Raw genomic sequence first — 26,217 nt, forward strand, 5'->3', positions numbered from 1 at the left:
GGAATAGCTCAGTTGGTAGAGCATAACCTTGCCAAGGTTGGGGTCGCGAGTTCGAGTCTCGTTTCCCGCTCCAAATTTAAAAAGCCCCAGTCGAAAGACTGGGGCTTTTTTCTTTTGATGTCTTTATATATTTATACTTTTAAAATCACCAATTGTAGGGATTTAATCTAGTTATATTTGCAAGGTGTTGGGGTTATCCGATGCATAGATATAAACGGTAATAATTGAAAACAATCCAGATTAAAGCATTCTATATTGTGGCTCTGCTGTAAGCATATGGAAAAGATGAAGTTAGAATCATAGATATAGCTTTCAAAATAATATTCTTCTGTTTTTTGAGCATTATTGGTTGAATCGAGAAACTGTATATGTTCAGACAAAAAATGAAAGTTGAGCATTTTTAAATGACGGCTCATTCCTTCGCCAGTACATTTGATATAAGCCTCTTTTAGCGTCCAAATTTGAAAAAACCGCTGATATACACTGAATGGATCAATAAGTTCATTCCCCTTAATCCATTCAATTTCACTTGGTGTTAACACACTATCGACACGCATCCACTCGAACTCTCGATCCACTTGTTCAATATCGACTCCTATTTCCCCTTCTTCAGTCACAGCAAGAATAATAACGTCCGCTGAGTGAGTAAGATTAAAATACACAGCCTTGCTGCCTTGCACAAAAGGCTTGCCGTTGGGATGTAATTGGAGGCTGACCTCATGAGGGGAGATGCCTAGCTTATCTGCCAATACAGTCTTCACTAATACGCGAGAGATCAAGAAAAGGCGAGCTGCCTTAGGGTGATATTGATCATATCTCAGCTTCTCTGCCGAACTGAGAAAGCCGAGATAATGACTCAATACCAAATGGTCTTGTGGTGCCCGTGAAACTGGACAGACATAAACCTGCACTTGGGCACGATCAGGCATTAGGAAGCGGTAGTGCTGTTGTATTTCATCAGAACAGGTGCGAGATAGTCAGAAACCGCATCTACATGTGTAACGTGCGGATTATGACCTGCGCCAGCGATGATATGTACAGGAATATCTGAGCTTATTGTGGTAACAATTGGGTCTTTATCTCCCACAATTATTTCAACTTTAGAACTAAGTTCGTTTAACAAAGCTGTCTGAGTTGCTCGCTGCTGCGGCAAACTAATACGGTGCATATACTCACTAATATGCTTGGCTACCGACACTCGACGTAATGAATCAATCGCATAACCAACAGACGGATTTTTTTGTCCATCTGGATGTAGGTCTTTAGCAATCATATCTTTTGGAACAAAACGGAAAATCAGATTAGATATAGCTTGTATCTGAAACATTTTAGCGGCCTGCGCCTGAACAAAATAAGGCGATATGAGGATAAGGCGCGCAACTTTATCTGGATATCTCTTTGCAAGATTCAATGCAAAGAGACACCCTAGCGAGTGTGCAATAACAACACTATTTGGCGCTAAAAGCTTTGCAGCGGCATCAATAAATTGATGGTTGTTGTCTTCCATCATCTCATAACTGCCTGAACGCCCAAGTCCCGGCAGGTCCATCATAGCGACTTGATCGTATGTGATTTTATTAATTATTGGAGACCAGCATGCACTATCGAATGGAATCCCATGTAAAAATAATGCAGATGATTTTTCTGATTTAACTGGCTGTTTAGTATAAATTTCTGTCCAATATCGATTCTGATAGCCAAAACCACTAGGTGTAGGTACTTGCATGCGACCAAAACGTGTAAGAACCAAGCGATCAATCCAACGAGAGTAATAGGGACTGATATTGATTAGGTCCGCGATGCCCATTTTCGCGGCCTGCGCCTCTGCCCCAGCGACATGATAGTGCTCGCTAGAAATGAAAGCGAGTTGCTCTTTAGAACCACCAAGCAATACCTCAGGTAATTTCTCAAGCAGAACTTTGGGTAACTGTAAATGTGGTGCGCTGACGCCTAAGTGCTCGGCAGCTAGGTGAACCAAGCTATGAAACTTTGGTGTCGCTGGATCAAGCAACATATACTCCTGAGCAATGGTCTCAGGGTAAGACATCGTTCGGATGAGAAAGCTCACGATATACTGCATATTGCACAATGGCAGGAATGTATCACGCCCACCTGGCAATGCCATCAGATGTCCCTGATACAGCTTATCAATCATGTCAGCAATGCCAATATATTGCATATCACCATGCGTATAGAAACCATCAATGACTGTCGCTGGATTTATTGCAGTCCATGGCACATTTAAACGCTTACAGGTCTCAATGAAAGCTTGATGCCCTAAAATTTTCGAAGCCTCGTAACCACCGTATTTGCAATACAAATCATCAGCCGACTCTTGCGGTGGAGCAGCCACACGATATCCGCCAATCCAGATGAATCGTTCAAGCTGCTTCAATGTTGCAGCCCATTCAATCAAAGCGAGTCCTGATTTAATGTTCGTACGCTCTGCTTCAGCTTTGCTAATACCCCAATTAAATGATGCAGCAAGATGATAGACAACATGGATCTTTGCCTGAGCATCCGCTAGCAGAGAGTCCAGCTTAAAATCACGGCTTAAATCATATTCAACAAACGAAATAGAGGGATCAACTAACCCTTGCGTTGCAATGAAACCTAACAGCTTATCTTTCTTGGTTGCGGCATTACGCAGCGCAGCAATCACCTGATGACCTTCGCGCAGAAGTTCAACGATCAGTCTGCTGCCAATAAAACCTGCTGCACCTGTTACTAATATGGTCTTCCGTGAAAAATTATCTTTTTTTGCGTTATTTAAATTATCCATAAATCACCTTATTAGGGACTGGGCACTCCAGCATTGTTTTGGAGCGAATTATCTTAAAAATTATATCGAATCTGGGCATACACCAGACTGTTATCTCTAAATTGTCCTAACACCGTATCATTTTTGCCCCAGAAGCGATCTCCACCTGCATTCAACTGCCAGTGATCATTGAGACTGTAATTAATACGTACTCTCAACAATTCATTAGGCTCTGGTGCAAAATAGAATCCCGTTACTTCCAGCTTTAGATTATCGTTCAGCAAGTTAAGTGCATAGCGCAGCATAGCTCCATACTGATCCTGCTCATATTGGTCACTGATTGTTTGCTGATAACGGTAAACTTCTCTCAATGATGGATTTGTTAGACTGTCGGCAGATCTAAAGTCCTCCGTATGTTTGTACACGCCTACTAAACTCAGCGTGGAGTTCTTTAATGACAATTCCGGTCCCATGACCACAGTTAAATTATTTTTCTTATGTGAAAGATCTTCGCTGCCATCCGAGTCTGTCTTTGTATACGCAGCTTCACCTCGCCACACGAGATCGTTATGGTTATAACTAAAATCAAATCCATAGACAGACATAGGATTATTTTTCAGTTGCAATGTTGCCTCCCCTGTTGGAGATGCTGAAAGAACTGACAGATCGGGCATATGGTCCAAACCTGAGAAATACGATGCCCCAACATCCAGACCATCTACGGAATAATCCCAACGCATTGCAAACGCAGGACGACTCTTACGGTCTATGTCATACTGAACACCAGCAATTTGACGCAATGGAATCACATCTGAACGACTACGCGGATACCATAATGCCGTCCATTTATTGGTTCCAGATTCAGGAATATATGTCAATTTGATTGCATCATTTCCAAGACGTTGATCTGTCTCATCTGGCACTAGACGCGTATAGTCACGGGGCGATAGATTATCCGTTGGATTAATCCCGTCAGCTCTCCCCCAGACTACAATCTGACGACCAAAGTCGAGATAAAACGTCTGATCCCAGTTATAAGAGGCATATAACTCACGTAAGTTGCGATTCACCTTACTTACCTGATCTGGGTTTACAGTATGGTCCGTTTCGTCTCCAATATTTATGTCGTAATGGATCTTAAACTCAGGGTTAAACTTAAGCGTACCATTGGACCAGAAACTTGCTTGCCCAATGTTTTTTAACGAGCTTAGATCACGATCCGATGACCACACATCGAATCTGGCTGAGTTCTGGCTCACAAAACTAATTTCGCTGTCATCTGCATAAGCATGCTGCAGTAGCATAAAGCTACTGCAACATGCCAATACCCAATAGGTACCTTGCGTCATTTTTCAAGACTCTGCGGTGAGAAAATCTTATCGGATAAGGTTTTTTCTGCGACAAAATCACTGACGATAACTTGTGTCATATGCTGAGTTTGTAGATTCTTTGCCATAGATTTCATGGCCTGCCATCTTGGTTTCACTTTGCCGTAAGGACGGATATCCGTGAACTCAATATGTTTTAACGGCTTACCTGCAGTATCCCAAATGTCGATGGTTGCTGTAACAAAGTTGTCTTTGAGGATGCACATGCGACGTTTGCTATAACCAAAGTCACTTTTCACAGTATTATTAATTGGCGTTGCTTCAATCATGTAGCAATCTTTGCCATTAAATTTGCCATCTGCCAGTTTCGTATATTTCCAGTCACTTAGCTTATAACCAAGTACATCACCATAGCTAAAGTCCGTACCAATAAAAGCATCGCCCTTATTCGCCGATGCAAGACGGCGCACTTTTTTCAAGGCAGGCAAATAGACAAACATGCTATCACTGCCTTTTGAGTTCTCAATCAACAGCGTCGTGGTTCCCTGTACATCTGCTGGTGAGATGAATTCAGTCAAACGCATATTGTTCTGAGTATTTCCAGCAAGCTTAGTCATATTTTTAGTCAAACGTACCCGTTGCTCGCCGCTTTTAGACGTCAGCACAAATTTAGCACTAGCACTTGAAGACAAGAACTTAGAGGCATCATCACTACGATTAACAATGTCTTGAACTTCATCTGCATAAGATGTTTTAGGCATTGACATGGTGAGTGCAGTACCCAACAAAAGACTTGTCACAACAGTTTGTGCAACGGTAATGTTCTTCTTATTTGAGGGAAAGATAAAACGAGGTTTCAAGATTAGAATCATTGTAGGTACCATAATTAAGGTTGCAAATACACTAAAAAGCATCGCAATAACAATAAACATCGCTAGCCATTGATGCACATGGAAGCCTTGCGACAAGGACAGCACACCGTAACCACCAGCAACCGCAGTCGCAACAAAAAGCGAAGCCTTACCAGCAGTACTTAAAGTTTTACGAATAGCGTCTTTGATATCGCCCCCTTCTTCGCGCAAGATTTCACGCAAGCGATAAAGGAAGTAAATGGCATAATCTGCACCAATACCGACAGCCATGGCCGAGATGAGGGAGTTCGGAATATTGAGCGGAATGTCGAGCCAGCCCATCACACCAAAGATCGCAAGAATCGAGAATAGAAGTGGCGTCAGGACAATTAGTCCCGCAGAGAGCGAACGGAAAACTAGCGCTGAGATAAAGAATACGGCAAATGAAATCTGTAGAATATTCATGAGCTTGCCGTGAACCATTGTTTCAGTCAAAGCAATGGTCTGAGTCACATCACCACCAAAACTCACGACGGCTTTATCACCCAATTGACCCGCCATATACGTTTTTAGCGACTCAAGAATTTCTTTGATGCGATGATTACTACCTGTTTTTAACAGAATCGTGATCTTGGCATAGCGTTGAGTTGTATCAATGTAAGATTCAAAATCAGTCGGCTCACCAGACATTGAATACAACAGCAGATACTGAGCAACAACATCTTTGGTTGCTGGAACCTGAAATGCCTGTGGCTGATCGGCATTCATTGCCTGATTCATTCTCTTGATATAGTCCACGATAGAGATGGTTTTACCGACCTCTGGAATTGAATTCGCGAACTTTTCTGTATTATCAATCGCTTTTAGAATTTCTGGATTTTCAATACCATCACGAACCTTTGTATCGACCATGATGTAGAGACTGTTTGTGCCACCAAGAGACTGATTCAAGAATCTGTCATCTTGCTGCATTGGTAGGTCGCGTGAGAAGAAGTTGCGGCTATCGTTATCCACCACAATACGGCTAGTACCTAGAGCAAGAAAAATACCCAGTACTGCAATCACAGTCATTAGCATCATGCGCGGACGAACTGACAAAATGACATCGCCAATGCGTTTTGGAATCCAGTCCCAGATCGGTAAACCTTTGCGTGCAACCTTGGTAACCGAAGGTGGTGGTAGCATCGAGCGAAGTACAGGAATAAAAGTCATCTCAATGATCAGCGTACTGATGATCCCGATTCCTGTAAAAATACCGAATGAACGGATGGTCGGAATATTAAAAGTCAACAGCGAGAAGAATCCAGCCGCTGCAATTCCGCCAGCCAATATCATAACCGGACCAACACGAACCATAGACTGCACCACAGCTTCGCTATTCGCAGCTTTAGGTTCCATACCTTGGGCAGTCAGTCGATCAAAGTCTTCATAGTATCGCTTGAGCAACTGCACGGCGTGCCCTGCTGCAATGGCCAGAATCAGAATAGGTGTAGGAGAGTTAAAAATATCCATTGGCTGTTTGAACAGCCCCATCATACCCATACCCCATGCCACAGCCAGTAAAGCTGTAACTAGTGGAAGGATCAAACCCTGCTTACTGCGGAATGCTTCGAAGTGCAATAACCCAATGACCAGTATGGCAATCGGGAACAAGATATTGATCCGTTTAGAGTAATCTTCAGCTTTATCCAAATAAACAGGATTGCCGCCGACACTGATAGTCATATCCTTAGACTGTTCAGCCGCTACGATTTTGTTGATTGGGCCCATCATCTTTTGGAAGCCCTCTGGACTTTCCTCAAGCTCAAGCAAAATAGCAGCAGTTTTCTGATCTTTAGATACGACCGAATTCATGTAGATTGGATTCAGCGCCAACAGTTTTTTCAGGTAATCGACATCACCTTCGGTCACAGAACTGTTCGGCAGTAGTTTCTTAGCATCAAATCCATCCGAATTGGCGGTGATCCCTTTAGCCTGACGTGCGGCCAGACTCATCAAGGTGGATCGAACCACACCCGGTGTATTATCCACTTCTTCGGTAATGCGTTTGACTTTTTCTAACACTTGCGGCTGATAAATATCACCCTGCTTCGGTGTAATACCAATCACGACCATGTACTTGGAGCCGAATTTCTTTTCTATCAGCTTGGTCGAGGTGATATAAGGATGTCCTTTGGGCGCAAGCGCATCTGGATCAATAATAATTTTTACACCAGATGCGAGATACGCCAGTGCAATCGTCAAAAGCATCACCACCGTCAGCACAATACGGCGATGTCTGAGAATCCATCGCGCATATTGCTCCATCATTGGATGAGTCTTTTGAACTGGCTTTTCGATCTCTTGTGATGATTTTTCGATCTCTTGCGATGGTTTTTCGATCTCTTGCGTTTGCTGACTCACTGCCTCATAGGTTCCACCCTTCTGAGCCAGTGCCTGGAGATTAGCAAGGTCTTTCTTGAACTGGGCAAGAACCATCTTTTTTAGTAGTGCATCGGGAAATACACCAAAAAAGCCGCCTGGTTCTGCCTCAAAGAGCCACTCAATCCATGTGCCTTCAGGATGTGGTTTGAAGTGGTAAGTACCCGTATAAAGAAAAGGTCCTTCTAGCACTTGAAAGGCATACAATTCATTCTTTACCAGATGTGTGATTTCACCTTTAAAGGCCAACTCACGACCAGCAAAGCTCAAACCGATTTCATACTTGCTGCCCACACACGGAGTATTATCTAGCAGTTCAGAATGCTTACATGACAATTGCCAGCTTGCATCATTGCCCGGATTTGCAAGATATTTAAAAACCTTGTCAATCTCGGCCGGTATGAGGAAAGCATGTTCTATGATCACCATAGTGGTTCTACCTTCTTGTATTTTTTATGCGGGAATTGGATACATCTGATCAATCGTCTGAGCCACAGCCGCGACGTTCTCAGCGAACATAATCGATGAATGGTCACCAGGTAGATCCACTTGGATAAGCGTATCTTTGATCAGTTGATCCCAGCCCAGACTTTCGCCAAAATCTTCCAGCTCATCTTTGGCCTTAACCAAGAGGATCGGAAAATCTTCAGGCTCTGGGAAATAAGTCTGGAGTGCAACGCCATTCGCCAAATAGGTATCAAAGTAAAGTCGGAAATCTGATGGCTCAGCATCCAGAGGTATAACATTGATAGCCTTAGCTTCTTTAAGCACATGATCAAACATGTGATCTGGACTCAATTCACGCAAGTATTGCGCTGGTATCGTCAGCTTTTTGCCATAAGGCACAGCCAGATCACGAGCAAACCAAGACAAGAGCATGGCATCGTCAGCATCGTCAGGCACATTCTCTGTAATTGGAGCCCGGGTATCGATCATGACAATCCCTGTGACCTGCTGCCCCATTTGACGCAACTGATGACTGATCTCGTATGCAATCGCACCGCCAAAGCACCAGCCACCAAGGAAATAAGGCCCCTCAGGCTGCGTCTTTTGCATTTCAGCAATATAGAGCGTTGCCATGTCTTCGATTGCCACTTCAGCAGCATCTGCTTCAATCAGTCCAGGAGACTGAATAGCGCGCAAGGTACGGTTCGGATTGAGATGGCGCGAAAGCTCCATGTAACAGAAGGTACTACCACCAATTGGATGGAACAGCCACAACGGTTGCTCGTAAGTTCCACGGCGCAGTTCAATTACGATGGAAGGCTTAATTTCTTTATTTTCACGAATGATCTCACCCAGACTAGCCACAGTGGAATATTGCGCCAGCAAAGCAACTGATAGTTCGGTACCAAATGCTTTTTTGAGGTGATTAACAAGCTTCACAGCCAGTAACGAATGTCCACCCAAGTCAAAGAAGTCATCATGTATACCAACCCGTTTAACCGACAAAATCTGCTCAAAGGTAGTACAGAGTTCAATTTCAATCGGATCGCGCGGTGCAACATAATCATTACTTTGCTCAAACACTGGCTCAGGAAACGCCTTACGATCCAACTTATTGTTAGCCGTCATTGGAAACTCATCCAATGTAATAAATGTACTTGGCACCATATAAGCTGGGAGATGGATTTGTAGGGTCTTTTTCAGATCAGCGATGTCAATCTCATGTCCGATCACATAGGCTACTAGTTTCTGATCGTTGCTGGCTGTCGTCTTAACCAACACGACTGCATCCGTGATACCGTCGATCTGTTTGAGAACATTCTCGATTTCGCCTAATTCAATACGGAATCCACGGATCTTGACTTGGAAATCCAGACGTCCGTGATGAGTCAAACGTCCATCCATTCGCAGACAGACTTTATCCCCAGTGCGATAGAGGCGACCAGCATTTGGAAGGGATGGCAAAGTTCTAAATTGCGCATCTGTCAACTCAGGTCGGTGCCAGTAATCAACTGCCAGACCATCGCCTCCGATCCAGAGCTCTCCCATAACGCCCCGTGGTACCAACCGCTGTTGTTCATCTAGAACATAAAGCTGAGTGTTGGCCAGTGGTTCGCCTAAATCAATATATTTTGCATCAGTGATGTGGGCTGCACTAGACCACACAGTAGTCTCTGTCGGCCCATAAACATTCCATAAACAGCTGACTTTGCTCAGCAGTTTTTCTGCGAGTATAGGATCCAGTGCTTCCCCTCCGCTAAGTGCAGTCAGACCTGGGGTGCCGTTCCACTCACTGTCCAAGAGCATTTTCCAAGAGGATGGCGTTGCCTGCATAGCATTGATCGACTTCGCCTGCATATAGTCCACCAGCTGATTACCATCTAAAGACACCTCACGCGGGCACACATGCACCACACCACCGTACATCAATGGAATCAGCAGCTCAACAATTGAAATATCAAATGCATAAGTGGTGATCGCTAATAATTGAGTCTCAGCAGTTGCTTGCAGCCTATCATTCACAGACAGTAAGAAATTGACTATTGAGCTATGCCCAATACGCACGCCTTTAGGCTTGCCTGTCGAGCCAGAGGTATACATCACATAAGCGGTATCACCAAAGGCAAGCGTCTCACGCACTTGCTCAAGGGGTACAAGACCAGCTTGATTGATATCCAAACGCGGTACAGAAACTGTGAGAGCATCCATCAACTCGGTTTGAGTCAAGATGACTTTAGGTTCAGCATCTTCGATGATGTTATGTAGACGTTCTCTTGGGAAATTAGGATCAAGCGGTACATATGCTGCTCCTGCCGCCCAGATTCCAAGAATGGCCGCTGGCAATAGCACAGTGCGGTCTAACATCAGACCTACACGATCGCCACTGGTAATACCATGTGCACGCAGATATTCAGCGATACCAGCGATATGCTGACCTAACTCGTGATAACTGACAGCATGATCTCTAGAAGTCATAGCATAGTTGTCACCACACTTATCAACCTGCTTCAGAATCATTCCCATTAGATCATGTCTTGGATAGTCAGTAACTTGACCACACAGGAGGCCTAGCTGGATATTATCCGCATAATTAGGTGCGATATCTAACTCAACAATCTTACGCTCAGGATGAGCCACCATCTCTGATAGTACGACTTGCAGTAGTTGCACCATATTCTCTGCAGACTGTGCAGAGAATAGCTCGGAATTATACTTCAGTACGCCAACCAGCTCGCCCTGATATTCACCACCCATTTCCAGCGTAAGATCAAGTTGACCTTCTTGCTGGCGAACTGGAAAACTTCCTAACGTCAGGTCTTGACCAACCAAGGTAGCTGGGGTCTGGATTGGCAAGAGTAGTTCTTTAAACTCATCCATGCCACCTAGACGTTCCCAGAACATCCCCACCTGCGCCAATGGATTAATACTGCCATCACGCTTTGGTGAAACAGCCTCAACCACTCTGGAAAAAGCAACTTTTTGATGCTTGAGACTTTGTCTTAATTGTTCCTGCACCTGCTGTGTAAATTGACGTAAAGTCTGATCAGCGTCCATGTCCATGTGAAGAGCAATTGTATTGACAAACTGCCCCAGCGCATTGCGCAAAGAACGTTCAAGTCTACCTGCTACTGCTGTGGCAATGACTAGATTATTTTCATTCGATAGTTTGTGCAGCAGGATATAGAAACCAGATAGTACGAGTCCGAACAACGTGATCTCATAATCTTTCGCCAAGCTCACAAGACCAGATGACACTGACTCAGGCACACGGAAAATCACCGAACTGCCTTTATGTTGCTGTACAGCCGGACGAGTATAATCAAGCGGAATGCTATGCACGTGTGGTGCATGTTGCAACGCATTTTTCCAGAAGAGTAGACTCTCATCCGCATCATCAGTCACAGTGCTCTGCTGCTTATCTGCATAATGTGCGAACTCGATTCCGTTCACTGTATCTGACTCTGTAATGAGTCCAAAACGTTTGCATACATCACGCAGCAAGAGACCAATCGACCAGAAATCCATGAGGGCATGATGAATCACAACCGCAATCACATAATGACCCTGCCCCCGCTCATAGCAATGAAGACGCCACAGCGGTGGCTGAGTCAGGTCAAAGGGCTGCTTAGTATCTTGCTCGACTAATTGTGTCAAATCAGATGCATCGACATGGCGGGCATCCGACACGATAATATTAGGATAGACTCGATCCCAGATCAGTTGCTCAATCCCCTGATCATTGGCAGGCATGCTTACACGCAGTAGCGGATAATCATGCATTACCGCCTCTAGAATCTCCATCGGCTTGTTGCCTAATGGTTGGTTGACCTTCACATCAAAGGCCACCACCATATTATAGGCACTGCAAGTTGACTCAAGACGCTGGATATACCAAATACCAAGCTGTTCTGCAGAAATTGCATGACGAGACAGAATTTCTGGATCTAGGCGTGCAATGTTGTTCATGAAGCAACTCCCTGCTCCAACTGAGAAACGATATATTCAGCCAACGCATTAATGGTCGGGTAATCCCATAGTAGTGTCGGCTCAAGTTCCAGTTGTGTTAGATCCTCTAGATCCCCAGACACCGATAAAGCGACGATAGAATCAAGACCGTAACTGGTAAATTTTTGCTGTGGATCAAGAGTCTGGGGCTCTACACGCATTTCTTTGGCTACTAGCGTACGAATGATTTCGCTCCAGTAAGCTTTATCTTTATTCATGGGGTAATATCCTCTTTAACCGGTTTGGCATCACGCGGTGCCAGTGCAAAATCGATGACAGATAACATATGGTTGTTTGAAATTCGGTCTAGCAGATCTGCCAATGTGTTTTCACGTAGTGATGTCATTGGAGGGGACGTCTGCCCTTCAGCAGCATTTAGGAAAATGATCAGCCATGCATCATCCTGCAAAGCAGGTCTTAAGCCATGACGGTTAAAGACCCAAAAACCCAGCACAGCAATGCGGGCAAACAACTCGGCATAGTCGCGGGCTAAGCTGAAACGTAATGTTTCGAACTCTTTAGCCGCATCTGAACTTGAGAAATAATCTTGAATTTTTTGATCTAGCGTACGCTGCTCGATAAGAAGCTGATCAGCGCGCTCACGTAGCGTGGACAGCGTCTCAGCAGCCAGCCCTACTGTAACGTCAGCATCGTTGAGCATCTTGATGATCGTTCCCAGTGACTCCATCACCAAGTCACCATCTCGGTTGAAAATCTCAAGCTCGCGGAAATCAATAGCGTCGGTTTCCACCTGTAAGTCATACAACTGGCGATAGCGTGCTTTAGCTTCGGCTTGGTCGAGATGGTCGGCTTTTTTGCTACGCCCTTTATTGGCAGATTTGAGCTGAAAACTCAGGCTGTCTAGACAGACGGTACTACTGCCGTCAAATACACTAACAATCAGATGGTCTCTGAAAGCTTTCTGGTACATTCCATCAGCATATGCATTTCTTAAGAAAAAACGCGACCCAAGCACTGAGGAAGTAATTTTGGCCAGTGACTCTACATACTCAGGTACTAGTACCTTGATGATAGGTGACCATGTGCTGAACTGATTGATACAGACATGTAACCCGCGCGCACCAACGAGTGATAACACCTCAGCTGCTAATAGATAGGCATAAGCTGTAGCAAGTTGCTCACGCACCAACGGAATACTTATTACTTTTTTGTTATACAACTCGCGTTCGATAGCAAACTCGGTCGCGATACGCAGCATCGTATCACCCGCACCTAGAGAGAAGCTGCTGCAATATGCACGCGTCACCTGTAGCGTCTTGAGTCCAAGCTCCAATCCCTGACCTTCTTCACCGATCAGGGCATCTTTGTGAATTTCAGCATTATTAAAGCCAATACCGCTAATATCTAGCCCACGCATACCCACCGTCGGCAAGCGGTTCAGGCTATAGGTTCCTTTAGAAGCCATGTGACGCTTATCAAGCCAGAATGCACTCAGGCTACGGGGTCCACGATCATCTGATGTTTTAGCAATCAGACTTAAAGAGTCACCTAGAGTCGCACGATTGATTGACCACTTTTCGCCATTTAAGACGTACTTGCTCTCAGTAAGTTGTGCAGTCACTTCACTGGATAACAGGTCGGCCCCATGCGCTTTCTCGCTATAAGCAAGCGCTGGTGCAGCACCACTCAAAATCCGACTAGCGATGTTTTGGCATTGATTAGGATTACCGCCGATCCATACGATCACAGACCAAGCATTAGTGCTATAGGTCGAATTGATTGTTAGATCACGTCGTGCCAGCACGCGATGCAGATATAGCAACTCTTCACCAATTTCCATGCGACCTCCAAGCTCTGAAGGTACATAAAAACGGTTCATGCCCACAGCATTCAAAAAGTCAACAGCACGCTGAGGGTACTGCTCCTTCTCATCACGCTCGATGGCCGCGGACCAAGAAAAATCATTATTAGTATCATGTACGGAGCCTAAAATTTGCTCCAGACGAGCAGCAGATTGAAACTGCCGCAAATTGGACGTAAGTGACATGAGTTCTTGCTCAAATGATTAAAGGGTAAGGATTAAAACAAAGCACTTTTCAGTCGATTAAAAATGAGCGCGCGCACTTCTCGTTCTTTGATCATTGAATTGAGTAGATTGGAGCTATAACGAATCAGTTGCCCCCGCTGCTCACGATCACGGATGACTTCTAAGCCGTTCTTGACATAGTTTCGGGCCATCACCGTTCTACGGTTTGGATGGGTTAAACAGATCAGTTGACCGCGCTCGATCTGCTCTTTAATTTTTCTTCTTCTAATTTTGCCGCTGGTGGTCTTGTTGATCCGACCTTGATGCAGTAAATAGACACCTTCTACAGGCAAGCCAATATCAGCCGCCACTTGCTCTTTAACCTGAGTTCTGATGGTTTCAAAATTAAGGGTCTTGTCTATCGACTTCTTCTTGATCTCCAGTACAACCGTAACACCGTCAGAATTACCGAAATTCACTGCTGCGACACAACCCTTACGGACAGCAGGATGCGCTACTTCGACGGAGCACTCGATATCTTGCGGGTAATAGTTTTTGCCACGGATGATGATCACATCCTTAAGGCGACCAGTTACATACAGGTCTCCGTTTTTGATAAAGCCCATATCACCCGTTCTCAAGTAATGCTCTTGACTAGGCTTACCTGCTTTATCGAGGATGGTTGCAGCAAAGGTTTCCTGATTGACCTCAGGCTTCTGCCAGTAACCCGCAGTAACACTCTCACCTGCTAACCAGATTTCACCGACTTCATCCGCCCCTACCTCTTGGTGGGTATGCGGATTGACGATACGGCAATCAATGTGTGTGGAGATCTTGCCACAGCTCACCACTTGCACAGCTGTCTGATCTTGACTAGTCTGTACCAAGTTGGCATTCAACTTTTCACGATCGATTGAAATAGCATTGAGAGGACCAGTTACACCACTGACTAAGAGCGTAACTTCTGCCAAGCCATAGCACGGCAAGAAAGTATCTAGTCTCAATTTCGACTGAGTATTGAACTTCTCCATGAAACGCTGCATGACGTTGGCCTTGATCGGCTCGGCACCGTTAAACAGCACACGCACACGGCTCAGATCAAGCGATGCAGCTTCATCATCCGAGATGCGGTGTAGGCACAATTCATAGGCAAAGTTTGGCCCACCACTAATCGTGACCCCTTTTTCGCTGATGAATTGCAGCCATTTAAGAGGTTTACGAATAAAATCCAGCGGTGACATCACATAGCAAGTCAGACCTACATACACGGTCTGTAAAACCGAGCCGATCAATCCCATATCGTGATAGACAGGTAGCCATGTAAGACCGATATCATCGGCTTGTGTACCAAAAGCTTCAGCAATCATGACTTCATTTGCCATGATATTTTTATGGGTGACGATTACCCCTTTAGGCCAACCAGTTGACCCTGAAGTGTATTGAAGGAAGCAGATATCGTCTTCAGCAATATGTGGAAAATCCTTTTCCACCAAATCACGCTGCAATTCGGCATCAACAGCATGCAATATTAAACTTTCATTTTGGGCTTTTAATGTGATCAGACCTGATAGCTCAAGAATCTTTTTGGTTGTGAGTACGATCTTTGGCTCACAGTCATTCATAATATTCAAAATATTAGAAAAACCGTTGCGATTAAAAGGCAAGCTGACAGGTACTGCGATAATTTTAGCTTTCAGACAAGCAAAGAACGATACGATAAAGTCCAGTCCAGGCTCGAACAGCAATACGGCACGATCGCCACTGTCTACAAGATTCATTAATATTTGAGCTTGATATTGAACCCGCTCGTTCAGATCTGCATACGTCAGAGATTGAATACCACCAGATTGGCGTCCCAAATATTCAAAAGCAATCTTGCCTCCATTTAAATTTGCGTGGGATTCCAAAGTTGCAATGATATTATCCGTACCCATTACAGCCATAACTTAACTCCAATTATTTATAATTCACCCTTAAAACTCGCTAATTCAAAAATTACATGTCTAGCTGGGGCTTTTAATAAAAAATGAACATACTTTTTTTGTTTAAAATATAAATTCACATTATATTTTATGTGCGGGTGTTTTTTATTACACCTGTAAGGGTTTACAGGTTGGCCTGTATTTATTGAAAATTAAGACACTAGATCTCTTTCATAAATTATTTTTATTCAGTCAATTTTGTGAAATTTGGAAATTAAATTAAAACTCAAATTCAATTTTTTGCATCTATTCCAATAATATTTAACAATGTTTCTAAAGGTTTTTAGCCTACCAACTTACACCCAGTCCGTATTTTTATTTTGTTGATCTCTTGATTGTAGATCTTGTATTTAAGATCTAATTTACTGTGTGCTTTCTCTTTTTAAGGCAATAAAAGATTCAAGCAAAATCTTCTAATAGCCTTTATTTACAACAATAAAGCTCATAAAGGAATCTGCTTTAAATTGTATTTGAATAACTCGAAATCATGTACAGCACCGTGACTAATATATAAACTTAGAATCGATATACTTCATCCATAGATAATACAAAAAATACGAATATTTATTTTTTAGCAAGGATATTAATCAAGAAAATATTTAATATTAAAATAATAGAAAAATTAAAAAAACTTTATTAGTTAAAATTTAAAAAACACAGACCCCACAGTAAATAAGTTTTTCTAAAAAAATTCATTTTAATTAAAATTTTATTAAATTAAAAATACCTTTCAAATAATTAATTTTATTTTAAGCACATATCTAATAATAGTTTATTTTCTTAAAATCCAATATTAAAATTCTCTATCTTTTATATATCCACCTTTATAAAATCCCCAACATCACAGCCCGAATAGCTGCTGAAATTTTATTATTCACATTTAGCTTCTGCATTGAGTTACAGAGATGAAAATTTACTGTTCTTTCAGTTACCCCGAGAATCTGGGCAATCTCTGCTGACGTTTTTCCTTCCGCAGTCCAACGTAGAACCTCTTTTTCCCGGTTCGTTAAATAAAGATTAAACTGAGCAAATTCCGCATCATTCACAATTTTAGCAATGCTGGAATGCACTGTCTGAGACAACCAATACATATTTGTATATTGAGCTTTCTGCTCTTTTTCTGATAATTGGTCAGCGGATCTTGCTAGTGTTAACATCCCCCTTGTACCAATAAAGTCACGGCTTGACTGTGCCCAACCAACATTTAAACCATAAGAACGCGCCTCCTCCCAAAAATCTTTTTGAGCTTGTGTGTTCGCAGATTGGCTCGACCAGACAAGAGGTTGAAGTGACAACATACAATGCTGTACGGTTGGATCTACCACCACATATTGCTGTTTAACATAACGCTTCTGCCATGCTTCTGGATAATTATTCAACATAATCGTTTTTGGTTCAGCAATAGATAATGGTGCCTGCATGCCATAAGCACAATAATCAAATCCGAGCTTTAAAGCTGTAGATTTGACGACCTCAAATAGCTGATATTCATTTTTCACCATCAGAGATGCTGATAGTAAGTCCTCTTGCCAATTTTCCATTTACTCTCATTAGACCTTATTCATAAATCATTTTTTTAGTTGCATATAGTGAATTCATAATCCAATTAACAACATTTTTGAGCCTGAGGGGGTGGTAAATTCTTCGGACAAACTAGTTTCAGAAAGCTTTTTAAAGTTGTTATATTGCATCTGTGAATTATGCTTGAAAGTCTCAAATATAAAGAACGCATTTTATTCCAAAAATGAGTATTTTTTACTTTCACAAGAAGTCTATTATTTATCCTTATTTGCATATTTCTATTAATTTAACTAAATAATAACTTCCACGAACAATACACTCCATATAAGTTTTCTATTTATTATCTGGTGAAGCGTAGAATAATTATAATGATCTCAAAAATATTGTTTTAATAATGAGGATAGACATTATCTACAATGCACATGATAAATTCACCCTATTGATAATCTTGAAACGAGCAACTCTCATATTGAAGCTACAAAATGCTCAATTTCTGCACAGGTAAAACTCACTGCCTGAAATACTTTCTAAAGAACAGCTTAACGTTGTGTACCACCAGATTATGACTGACCTGTAAAACATAACAGTATTTTGTTGGCAATAATTTATGTTATTTATCTATAGAACTGTAATTCAAGTCACTTGAACAGGTAGCATGGTCACAATCCCCCCTGATTTCTCAATCTCAACTGATGGTTTTATTCGGATGAATGAAAACCAGCTTATGAATTACCCCCTCCAACACCTCATATCTACTGTTGAATCAACACAAATTGAAGATTCTCAAATTCTATATTATGGGTTTACTGAATGGGCAACATCCCTGACCCCAGCTTTAAGTACCGGATGGGACTGGGAGTTTGTTGAGCAAAATGGCATCGCTACCTTAAAACGGACTGGACTACCTCGAAGCAATATCATGATTGTTGATGTATCTGGTACAGATATTGGATTTGATATTACTGAAACATTAATCGAAAAAAAAATAGATACTTTGTTTTGGGAACAGTTCATTTACGCTCAAATCAATACAATGCAAACAAAGACTAAATTAAGTCCAAATTTCTCTTAGAAACCTGTTAATTCTTACAGTTACCACCTTTCCAGCTGTCAAGTAAAGTCGCCTGAAAAATAAGTGGAAGCACTTGTAATGAATGTTATTGTTGGATTCCAAAACAATTTTTCAGAAGGCCTATATACCAAATTTAAAAGTTACCGCTACAGGGTATTTGTTGAACATTTGGGTTGGGAATTAAACTGTCCAAATAATGAAGAACTAGACCAATTTGATAAGGTCGATACAGCTTATGTCGTTGCTCAAGATAGAGAATCCAATATTATTGGCTGTGCCAGACTACTACCCACGACTCAACCCTATTTACTTGGTGAAATATTTCCTCAATTAATGAATGGAATGCCTATTCCTTGCTCACCAGAGGTTTGGGAATTATCAAGATTTTCAGCCGTAGATTTCTCGAATCCGCCGACCTCTGCTAATCAAGCAGTGTCATCCCCAGTCTCTATTGCAATTTTGCAAGAAGCGATCAACTTTGCAAGAGAACAAGGCGCAAAACAACTCATTACGACCTCACCTCTTGGGGTAGAGCGGTTATTACGTGCCGCGGGTTTTCGCGCCCATCGTGCAGGCCCACCAATGGTTATCGACGGATATGCCATGTTTGCATGCTTGATTGAAGTGTAGTTGGTTAAATCAAAGTCTAAAAAATTGGTAACATTACAAGGATTAAGGTCTTAAGCCGGAATCTCGTTTCACTCATTAAATTTCAAAAGCCCTAGTCAAAAGATTAGGGCTTTTCTTTATTTGAAGATTCAAACTTAATATTAAGACTGCTCAGTAATTTTGGTTTTCAAATTTAATTCTGATTTCTTATGATAAGCCTCATCAGTTTTAGTCTGCCAATCACGTGGCATAAATGAAGTCGATATAATCGCAACGATAGCCATAGATCCAATATAAATCATAATTAAGTAAGGATTACCCTGCCCGATACTTAAAAGTTTCGTCGCAATTAGCGGTGCTAAACCACCACCGAGCACTCCAGCTAGCTGTACCGAAATTGAGATTCCGCTATAACGGATTTCTGCCGGAAATTGACGGGCAAAAAGCTGAGCTTGTGGTGCGTACATAATTGGAAAGACCACGCCAATCGCTAAAACAATTGCCGTCCAGACCAATACCGGATCTTTTGTGTTGAGCATGGTAAAAAATGGATAGCAATAAAGTGCCAATACGCATAACCCAAACATAAACATATTGCGTTGGCCGACTTTATCTGACAAATGTCCACATAACGGCGTCATAAATAGAATGACCACAGCACCGCAAATGGTGGCAAATAAAATGTCCTGACGTGGAATCCCAAGTTGAGCAGTGGTGTAAGCCAACGTAAAGGTTGAAGCAATATAGAACCATGCATTCTCGGCAGCACGCGCCAAAATAATCGTGATGAGCTGCTTCGGATGATTTTTAAAAACTTGTAAGGCTGGAACTTTAACTTCTTCGGACTGCTGTTTTACTTTTTCAAAATCTGGTGACTCTGGTACTTTCACTCGAATGTACCAGCCTACTGCCAGTAAAATAATGCTGGCAAGAAATGGTAAACGCCAACCCCAGCTAAACAGTGCTTCTTCAGGTAATAACGACACCAGTCCTAGTGCGATTGAGGCTAGCATTAAGCCACCGCCCGTACTGGCTTGAGGCAAACTTCCCCAAAAACCCTTACCGCCTTCAGGTGCATGTTCAACGGCCATAAGCACTGCACCACCCCATTCACCGCCCATTGCCATACCTTGAATAAATCTCAAGATCACCAAACCGATTGCAGCCCAGTAGCCAATTGATTCATAAGTCGGTAATAAGCCAATGAGAACTGTCGGAATCCCCATTAACATTAACGTTAGCAACAACATCGACTTACGGCCAATCTTGTCACCAAAATGACCAAAGACCAAACCACCTAATGGTCGTCCAATAAAGCCAACGGCATAGGTTGCAAATGCAGCAAGTACACCTGTAAGTGCATCCAGATTTGGGAAAAATAATTTATTGAAGATGAGAGCTGCTGCAGCGCCATAAATAAAGAAGTCATACCACTCAATGGTGGTGCCGACCATGCTAGAGATGCCTGCTAATCGATGGGACGACTTTTTAGAATGTGAACCGTTTCCTTGTACTGTTTGCATCGTAATATCCTTTTTAGATTTTCTTGTTTTATCTTTTTTATGCTTATGACCAGCCCTGACCATAAGCATTTTCAGGTCTCGCTTTATCTCCTTAAGCTTTTTATGTTTTTGTAATGCGATTTAGCTCAATTTTTCTAAAATCTGTTCAAGCTCCGGATTACGTTTTTGCCACTGCGGTTGTTTGTCTTTATCAACAATGAGCGCACGAACACCTTCAATAAAGTCACCATGCTCAAACCAGATATCCTGTAAATCACGCTCAAGTTGCATACATTGAGGCAAAGAAAGCCCACGGCCTAAATGTTGCAGCTTCAAACTCGTTTGTTTGGCAATAAATGAACGTTGCTGCAAAATGCTGAGCATCTTGCTAGTCCAAGTTTTTAAGCTTTCATCTTGTTCATTTTCAAGACTTTGTTCAATTTCATCTAAATGCTGAAAACCGAAATGTTTACGGATGCCTTCGGCTAGTTGCTTTAACTCACTTTCGGCAGGACGAGTAATAAATCGGGTAATGATTTGCTCAATTCCTTCTTTACTTAAACTTGACGTATCAACAAGTGCTTCTTGCAACGCTTGTAACTGCTCGCTTGGCACATGGTAGTCAATTAAATCGAGATAGAGTGCATCGCTACTGCTGATCTGCTCACCCGTAATTGCCATATAAACGCCGATATCATCAAGGCGAGACAGGAAGTGTGTTGCCCCAACATCTGGGAAAAAACCAATCGCTGTTTCAGGCATGGCAAATCTGGATTTTTCACTGCTCACGACAATATGGCAAGCCTGAGCTAAACCAAAACCACCACCTAACACATAGCCATCAAGCACAACGATGACTGGCTTTTCATATTCACGCAGTGTATTCAGCATTTTATATTCGGCACTGAAATAGCCTTTATAGTCAGCCGTGCCATTTTTATAACTGTCGTAGAGATAGCGGATATCGCCACCTGCACAGAAAGCCTTTGGACTATTTGACTTAATTAATACTGCCTGAACAGCAACATCATTTCGCCACAGTTCCAATTGGGCACCAATGCCTTCAATCATATCTAACGACAATGCATTGAGATGAGTCACACGGTCTAAGGTAATTATGCCCAACTTACCTTGTTGCTCAATCATTAAGTGATTTTCTGTATTCATTTTATTGATCTCTTATTGATTTTTAAAATTTGGCTGGCGTTTTTCAACGAAAGCCTGCATTCCTTCTTTTTGGTCAGATGTCGCAAATATTGAATGGAACATACGTCTTTCAAAACGCAAGCCTTCAGTGAGGTTTACTTCAAAAGCTCGGTTAATGGTTTCTTTAAGCATCATGTTTGCTGTTAAAGAGCGTGCCGCAATTTTTTCAGCTGCTTGCAAGGTTTGTTCAAGTAATTCTTCTTTGTTAAACACACGTGCGACTAAACCACTTTGTTCTGCCTCTACCGCGCCCATTTGTCGCGCGGTAAAACACATTTCCATTGCTTTGGCTTTACCAATGGCATGAGTTAAACGCTGTGTACCACCAATACCCGGAATTACACCTAAAGTAACTTCGGGTAAGCCAAACTTGGCATTGTCAGCACAATAGATAAAGTCACACATAAGCGCTAATTCACAGCCACCACCCAACGCATAGCCGCTGACTGCTGCAATTAAAGGTTTACGACGCTGCGCAATACGGTCTGCAAGATGGAAAAAGTCATCAAAATAAATATCTGGAAATACCAAATCAGCCATTTCTTTAATGTCTGCACCAGCGGCAAAAGCTTTTTCTGAGCCTGCTAATACCATGCAGCCAATTTCACGATCTTTTTCGAGCTGATCTAATGCCTGATTAATCTCACTAATTAATTCACTATTTAAGGCATTGAGCGCTTGAGGGCGATTTAATGTAATCAGTCCAACCCCATTACGCTTTTCTAATAAAATACTTTGCCACTGCATGATTTATTCCTTGTGCTGGTTTTATAGACTACGTGCGATCACTAAACGTTGAATATCACTCGTACCTTCGTAAATTTGACAAATACGGGCATCACGATAGATACGCTCAATCGGGAAGTCTTTGAGATAGCCATAGCCACCAAACACCTGTAAGGCGCTCGAACACACACGTTCCGTCATTTCCGAAGCAAATAGCTTGGCCATTGAGGCTTCATTTAGACACGGTTGGCCTGCTTCTTTTAAACGTGCAGCGTAGTGAACAAGTTGTCTGGCAGCTTCAATTTCGGTTGCCATACTGGCAAGACGAAACGCGATGGCTTGGTGCTCAAAAATCGGTTTTCCAAAAGTAATACGTTCTTTGGCATAGCGAGTTGCTTCTTCGAGCGCTGCACGTGCCAGACCTACTGCCTGCGCGGCAATGCCGATACGACCACCTTCTAAATTGGCAAGTGCAATTTTTAAACCTTCGCCTTCTTTGCCTAGCATGAGACTCTTGTGAATGCGTACATCTGTCAGAGCAATCTGACACGTATCTGAAGCATGCAGACCGAGTTTTTCTTCAACACGAATCACTTCGTAACCCGGCGTCTCGCGTGGAACTAAAAATGCACTAATGCCCTTTTTGCCTGCACTTGGGTCGGTTACTGCAAATACAATAATCACGCCTGCATTATCACCCGAGGTAATAAATTGCTTAGCACCATTTAAAATGTAATCATCGCCATCTTTCACCGCACGAGTTTTAAGGGCTGCCGCATCTGAGCCTGTATGCGGTTCAGTTAACGCAAAAGCACCGATCATTTCACCTTGTGCCAAAGGTTTCAAAAAATGCTCTTTTTGCTCGTCGGTACCAAATTTCAAAATAGGCACACAGCCAACCGAGTTATGTACACTCATAATGGTCGAAGTTGCGCCATCTGCTGCTGCGACTTCTTCGAGTGCCAATACATAGGCTAAATTGCCCGTGTCTGAACCGCCCCATTGTTCTGAAACAAGCATGCCCATAAAACCAAGTTGCCCCATTTGAGCCAAGGTTTCCTTTGGGAATGTCCCATCTCGATCCCAATCACTGGCATTGGGCTTGATTTGTTCTTGGGCGAAACTTTTCGCCATATCACGAATGAGTAATTGTTCTTCGGTAAATTGCATTGTTATTTCCTTTACCCTGCTTTAGCTTGTTGTTTAGCAATTTCTTGATTACGCAATAAAAAGCGCTGAATTTTGCCACTTGGAGTTTTAGGTAATTCACTCACAAATTCAACTAAACGTGGGTACGCATGTGCAGAAAGTCGTCTTTTAACAAATTGGCTGAGTTGTTCAGCAAGTACATCTGATGGTTGAGCGTCCGCAGCTAAAATCACGAATGCTTTAACGACTTCGGTACGCTCTGGGTCAGGCACACCAATCACTGCTGCTTCAATGACAGCATCATGTTCGAGTAAGGCACTTTCCACATCAAAAGGTCCAATGCGATAACCCGATGTCGTGATCACATCATCACTACGCCCTACAAAGCTCATGCTGCCATCAGCATGTAACTCGGCAGTGTCTCCAGTTAAGTAGTAATGACCCACAAAAGGTGATTTTCGGCTTTCTTTATACCCACCGAACCACATCATTGGAGACTGGCTAATATCTACAGCTAAAATTCCCGGTGTGTCTGGCGGAAGTTCTTCACCTTGCTCATTGACAATCGCAACACGGTAACCCGGACTTGGGAAACCTGCTGAACCGGCATGAATTTCATGTTTTAAACCATGATGATTACACACCACCATACCCACTTCGGTTTGTCCGTAATGATCATAAATCGGAGCATCAAGCACTTGTTTAAACCAGCGAATCACTTCTGGGTTAAGCGGCTCACCTGCACTGCTAACGACACGGAATAGTCCTTTTAACGGCGCCATTTGTGCTGGATCAGCTGCCATCATCATACGGTAGGCCGTCGGTGCACCTGCCAAATTGTTAATTTTATAATCTTTCACAATTTGACATAGGCTATCTGTGCTAAAACCACCTTCATAGAACAAAGTGGCATGGCCCAAAAATAACGGCCCAGTAATCGCGTAGTACAGACCATAAGCCCAACCCGGATCGGCAATATTCCAAAACGAATCTTCTTCGGTTAAACCAATGGCGTCTTGCATATATCGCCCAAAAGCAATGAGTGCTTTTAATGGTACTTCCAATGGTTTGGCTGGCCCTGTAGTCCCTGAAGTAAACATCAATAAAAATGGATCTTGAATGTTACGCATGACCAGATCACATTGATCAGACTGCTGATTCACTTCATTCCAAAAGTTAAAATCATCTGCTTTGAGCGGAGTACCTTGTACATCGGTAACCGTCACAATTGGAGGGCAATTCTCAATTTCATCAAGCTTACTGCGATTACCTATATCGGTCACCACCAACTTGCTTTGTGCAAGCTGAATACGGTGCTCAATCGCCTTTGGGCCAAACGCAGTAAATAGTGGTTGATAAACTGCACCAATTCGCCAAGCTGCAAAAATAGTCACGATCAGTTCAGGTGTTCTTGGTAATAGACCTGAAATACGGTCGCCTGCTTTCACACCTTGTGATTTTAAAAAGTTAGCAAACTGACTCGACCATTCTTTTAGTTCACGGAAGGTGTATTGCTCTTTGCGGCCGTCTTTTCCTTGCCAATACAGCGCAATTTTGTTGCCATCTGCGTGTCGATCACAGCATTCATAACAAGCATTTAAGGCATCAAGTGAACCTGATAACATTTTTTTTGCAGTACTTTCCAAATCGAAAGTCTGTGCAGCATTTTGATAATCCATCATATCTTTTCCCTCAGTCCGGATTTGTTGTTATTCACGACAGGGTTTAATTGAGTTAAAGCCATCCTTTGGCTTTGCCGTTATGCCTCTTGTGGCAGGTATTGCTGAATAATGCTCGAAAAATCGAGATTGGCATTACCACGCATGCACATTTGCTGATAGAGCTGCTGTACCATGCCACCTAATAAAATTGGCTGTTTAACTTGGCCTGCGGCCTCGACAGCAAGACCTAAATCTTTCAGCATCAGCTGTGTGGCGAAACCATCTTGATAGCCTCTAGACGCTGGTGCATTTTCATTAATATGTGGCCATGGGTTGCACACATCCGAACTCCAGCAACGACCGCTTGAGCTATTAATGACACCTGCCAATGCTTGCGGGTCAATGCCCAGCTTCACACCAAGTGCCATACCTTCGGCAACGGCAGCCATTGAAATACCCAAGATGAGGTTATTGCAGATTTTAGCAATTTGCCCTGCACCGACCTCACCACACTGAACAATATTTTTGCCCATGTGGCTGAGCACAGGTTTCACTTCATTAAAGGTTTGCTCATCGGCACCCACCATAAAGGTTAGGGTCCCCGCTTGAGCACCAATGGTCCCACCCGAGACTGGTGCATCACAGATTTTAATATTTTTGCTATGTGCAACAGCAGCAATATCTTTAATGGTTTGCGGGTCGATGGTACTGCTATCAATGCATAAGCTACCTGCTTTTAGCACTTCCAAGACACCATTTTCACCTAAGTAAACTTCTTTAACATGCTTTGCAGCAGGTAACATGGTAATGACCACGTCTGCTTGTTTCGCGGCTGCCTGTGGGCTGTCACATACCACGCCACCCGCCTCGGCGAAGTGCTGAATAGCAACTTCACTGAGGTCATAACCATAAACTTTGATTCCGGCTTTAAGTAGGTTATGGGCCATTCTGCCGCCCATATTTCCTAGACCGATAAAGGCGATATTCAT

At 42.8% G+C, this 26,217-nt stretch carries 17 protein-coding genes; 2 read left to right on the forward strand and 15 right to left on the reverse strand.

Translation table 11 applies throughout. The features are described 5' to 3' along the window. Window positions 1–167 precede the first annotated feature (167 nt). The 9 genes from AC07M3_RS16725 to abaR form a co-directional block, all read right to left on the reverse strand. Window positions 168–929 carry a 4'-phosphopantetheinyl transferase family protein gene (locus AC07M3_RS16725; protein WP_494567864.1) on the reverse strand — a complete coding sequence of 254 codons (762 nt, stop codon included), beginning with the start codon at window positions 927–929 and terminating at the stop codon, window positions 168–170. Beyond that, window positions 929–2,782, reverse strand: a complete 1,854-nt coding sequence (locus AC07M3_RS16730) for an alpha/beta fold hydrolase (RefSeq protein ID WP_494567863.1) — start codon at window positions 2,780–2,782, stop codon at window positions 929–931. Before AC07M3_RS16730 ends, AC07M3_RS16725 begins: the two co-directional genes overlap by 1 nt. Window positions 2,783–2,835: 53 nt before the next feature. Further along, on the reverse strand, window positions 2,836–4,110 hold the full coding sequence (locus tag AC07M3_RS16735; protein ID WP_494567862.1) for a porin: 1,275 nt from the start codon (window positions 4,108–4,110) through the stop codon (window positions 2,836–2,838). Further along, window positions 4,107–7,790 (reverse strand): outer membrane lipoprotein-sorting protein, encoded by a 3,684-nt coding sequence (locus AC07M3_RS16740; RefSeq protein WP_494567861.1) that lies wholly within the window; start codon window positions 7,788–7,790, stop codon window positions 4,107–4,109. The genes AC07M3_RS16735 and AC07M3_RS16740 overlap by 4 nt, the downstream gene beginning before the upstream one ends. A gap of 24 nt (window positions 7,791–7,814) precedes the next feature. Then, a complete protein-coding gene (locus AC07M3_RS16745) occupies window positions 7,815–11,774 on the reverse strand; it encodes a non-ribosomal peptide synthetase (protein WP_494567860.1) in 3,960 nt (1,319 codons plus the stop codon). Beyond that, window positions 11,771–12,031: an acyl carrier protein gene (locus AC07M3_RS16750; RefSeq protein WP_056483985.1), complete on the reverse strand. Its 261-nt coding sequence runs from the start codon at window positions 12,029–12,031 to the stop codon at window positions 11,771–11,773. The genes AC07M3_RS16745 and AC07M3_RS16750 overlap by 4 nt, the downstream gene beginning before the upstream one ends. Further along, window positions 12,028–13,803, reverse strand: a complete 1,776-nt coding sequence (locus tag AC07M3_RS16755; RefSeq protein WP_494567867.1) for an acyl-CoA dehydrogenase family protein — start codon at window positions 13,801–13,803, stop codon at window positions 12,028–12,030. Before AC07M3_RS16755 ends, AC07M3_RS16750 begins: the two co-directional genes overlap by 4 nt. Before the next feature lie 50 nt (window positions 13,804–13,853). After that, window positions 13,854–15,743 (reverse strand): fatty acyl-AMP ligase, encoded by a 1,890-nt coding sequence (locus AC07M3_RS16760; protein ID WP_494567859.1) that lies wholly within the window; start codon window positions 15,741–15,743, stop codon window positions 13,854–13,856. A gap of 863 nt (window positions 15,744–16,606) precedes the next feature. Next, the gene (abaR, locus tag AC07M3_RS16765) at window positions 16,607–17,323 is read right to left on the reverse strand and encodes a LuxR family transcriptional regulator AbaR (RefSeq protein WP_494567858.1); all 717 of its coding nucleotides are present in this window, start codon (window positions 17,321–17,323) and stop codon (window positions 16,607–16,609) included. A gap of 635 nt (window positions 17,324–17,958) precedes the next feature. Here abaR and AC07M3_RS16770 point away from each other — a divergent pair. Together AC07M3_RS16770 and abaI are read left to right on the forward strand one after the other, a co-directional pair. After that, a complete protein-coding gene (locus AC07M3_RS16770; RefSeq protein WP_494567857.1) occupies window positions 17,959–18,375 on the forward strand; it encodes a DUF4902 domain-containing protein in 417 nt (138 codons plus the stop codon). Between the two features lie 63 nt (window positions 18,376–18,438). After that, window positions 18,439–19,005 carry an acyl-homoserine-lactone synthase AbaI gene (gene abaI, locus AC07M3_RS16775; RefSeq protein WP_307013203.1) on the forward strand — a complete coding sequence of 189 codons (567 nt, stop codon included), beginning with the start codon at window positions 18,439–18,441 and terminating at the stop codon, window positions 19,003–19,005. A gap of 140 nt (window positions 19,006–19,145) precedes the next feature. On the opposite strand, the gene AC07M3_RS16780 is transcribed toward abaI, so the two are convergent. The 6 genes from AC07M3_RS16780 to mmsB form a co-directional block, all read right to left on the reverse strand. After that, a complete protein-coding gene (locus AC07M3_RS16780; RefSeq protein WP_494567856.1) occupies window positions 19,146–20,507 on the reverse strand; it encodes an MFS transporter in 1,362 nt (453 codons plus the stop codon). Window positions 20,508–20,627: 120 nt separating this feature from the next. After that, window positions 20,628–21,653 (reverse strand): enoyl-CoA hydratase/isomerase family protein, encoded by a 1,026-nt coding sequence (locus AC07M3_RS16785; protein ID WP_494567855.1) that lies wholly within the window; start codon window positions 21,651–21,653, stop codon window positions 20,628–20,630. 12 nt (window positions 21,654–21,665) lie between these two features. Next, complete coding sequence (locus AC07M3_RS16790) at window positions 21,666–22,439, reverse strand: enoyl-CoA hydratase (protein ID WP_494567854.1); 774 nt, start codon at window positions 22,437–22,439, stop codon at window positions 21,666–21,668. A gap of 21 nt (window positions 22,440–22,460) precedes the next feature. Further along, window positions 22,461–23,588 (reverse strand): acyl-CoA dehydrogenase family protein, encoded by a 1,128-nt coding sequence (locus AC07M3_RS16795; protein ID WP_494567853.1) that lies wholly within the window; start codon window positions 23,586–23,588, stop codon window positions 22,461–22,463. A gap of 11 nt (window positions 23,589–23,599) precedes the next feature. Next, window positions 23,600–25,249 (reverse strand): AMP-binding protein, encoded by a 1,650-nt coding sequence (locus AC07M3_RS16800; RefSeq protein ID WP_494567852.1) that lies wholly within the window; start codon window positions 25,247–25,249, stop codon window positions 23,600–23,602. A gap of 77 nt (window positions 25,250–25,326) precedes the next feature. Continuing rightward, window positions 25,327–26,217 carry a 3-hydroxyisobutyrate dehydrogenase gene (gene mmsB / locus AC07M3_RS16805; protein WP_494567851.1) on the reverse strand — a complete coding sequence of 297 codons (891 nt, stop codon included), beginning with the start codon at window positions 26,215–26,217 and terminating at the stop codon, window positions 25,327–25,329.

The sequence above is a fragment of the Acinetobacter sp. GW821-FHT09D10 genome (assembly GCF_059416285.1).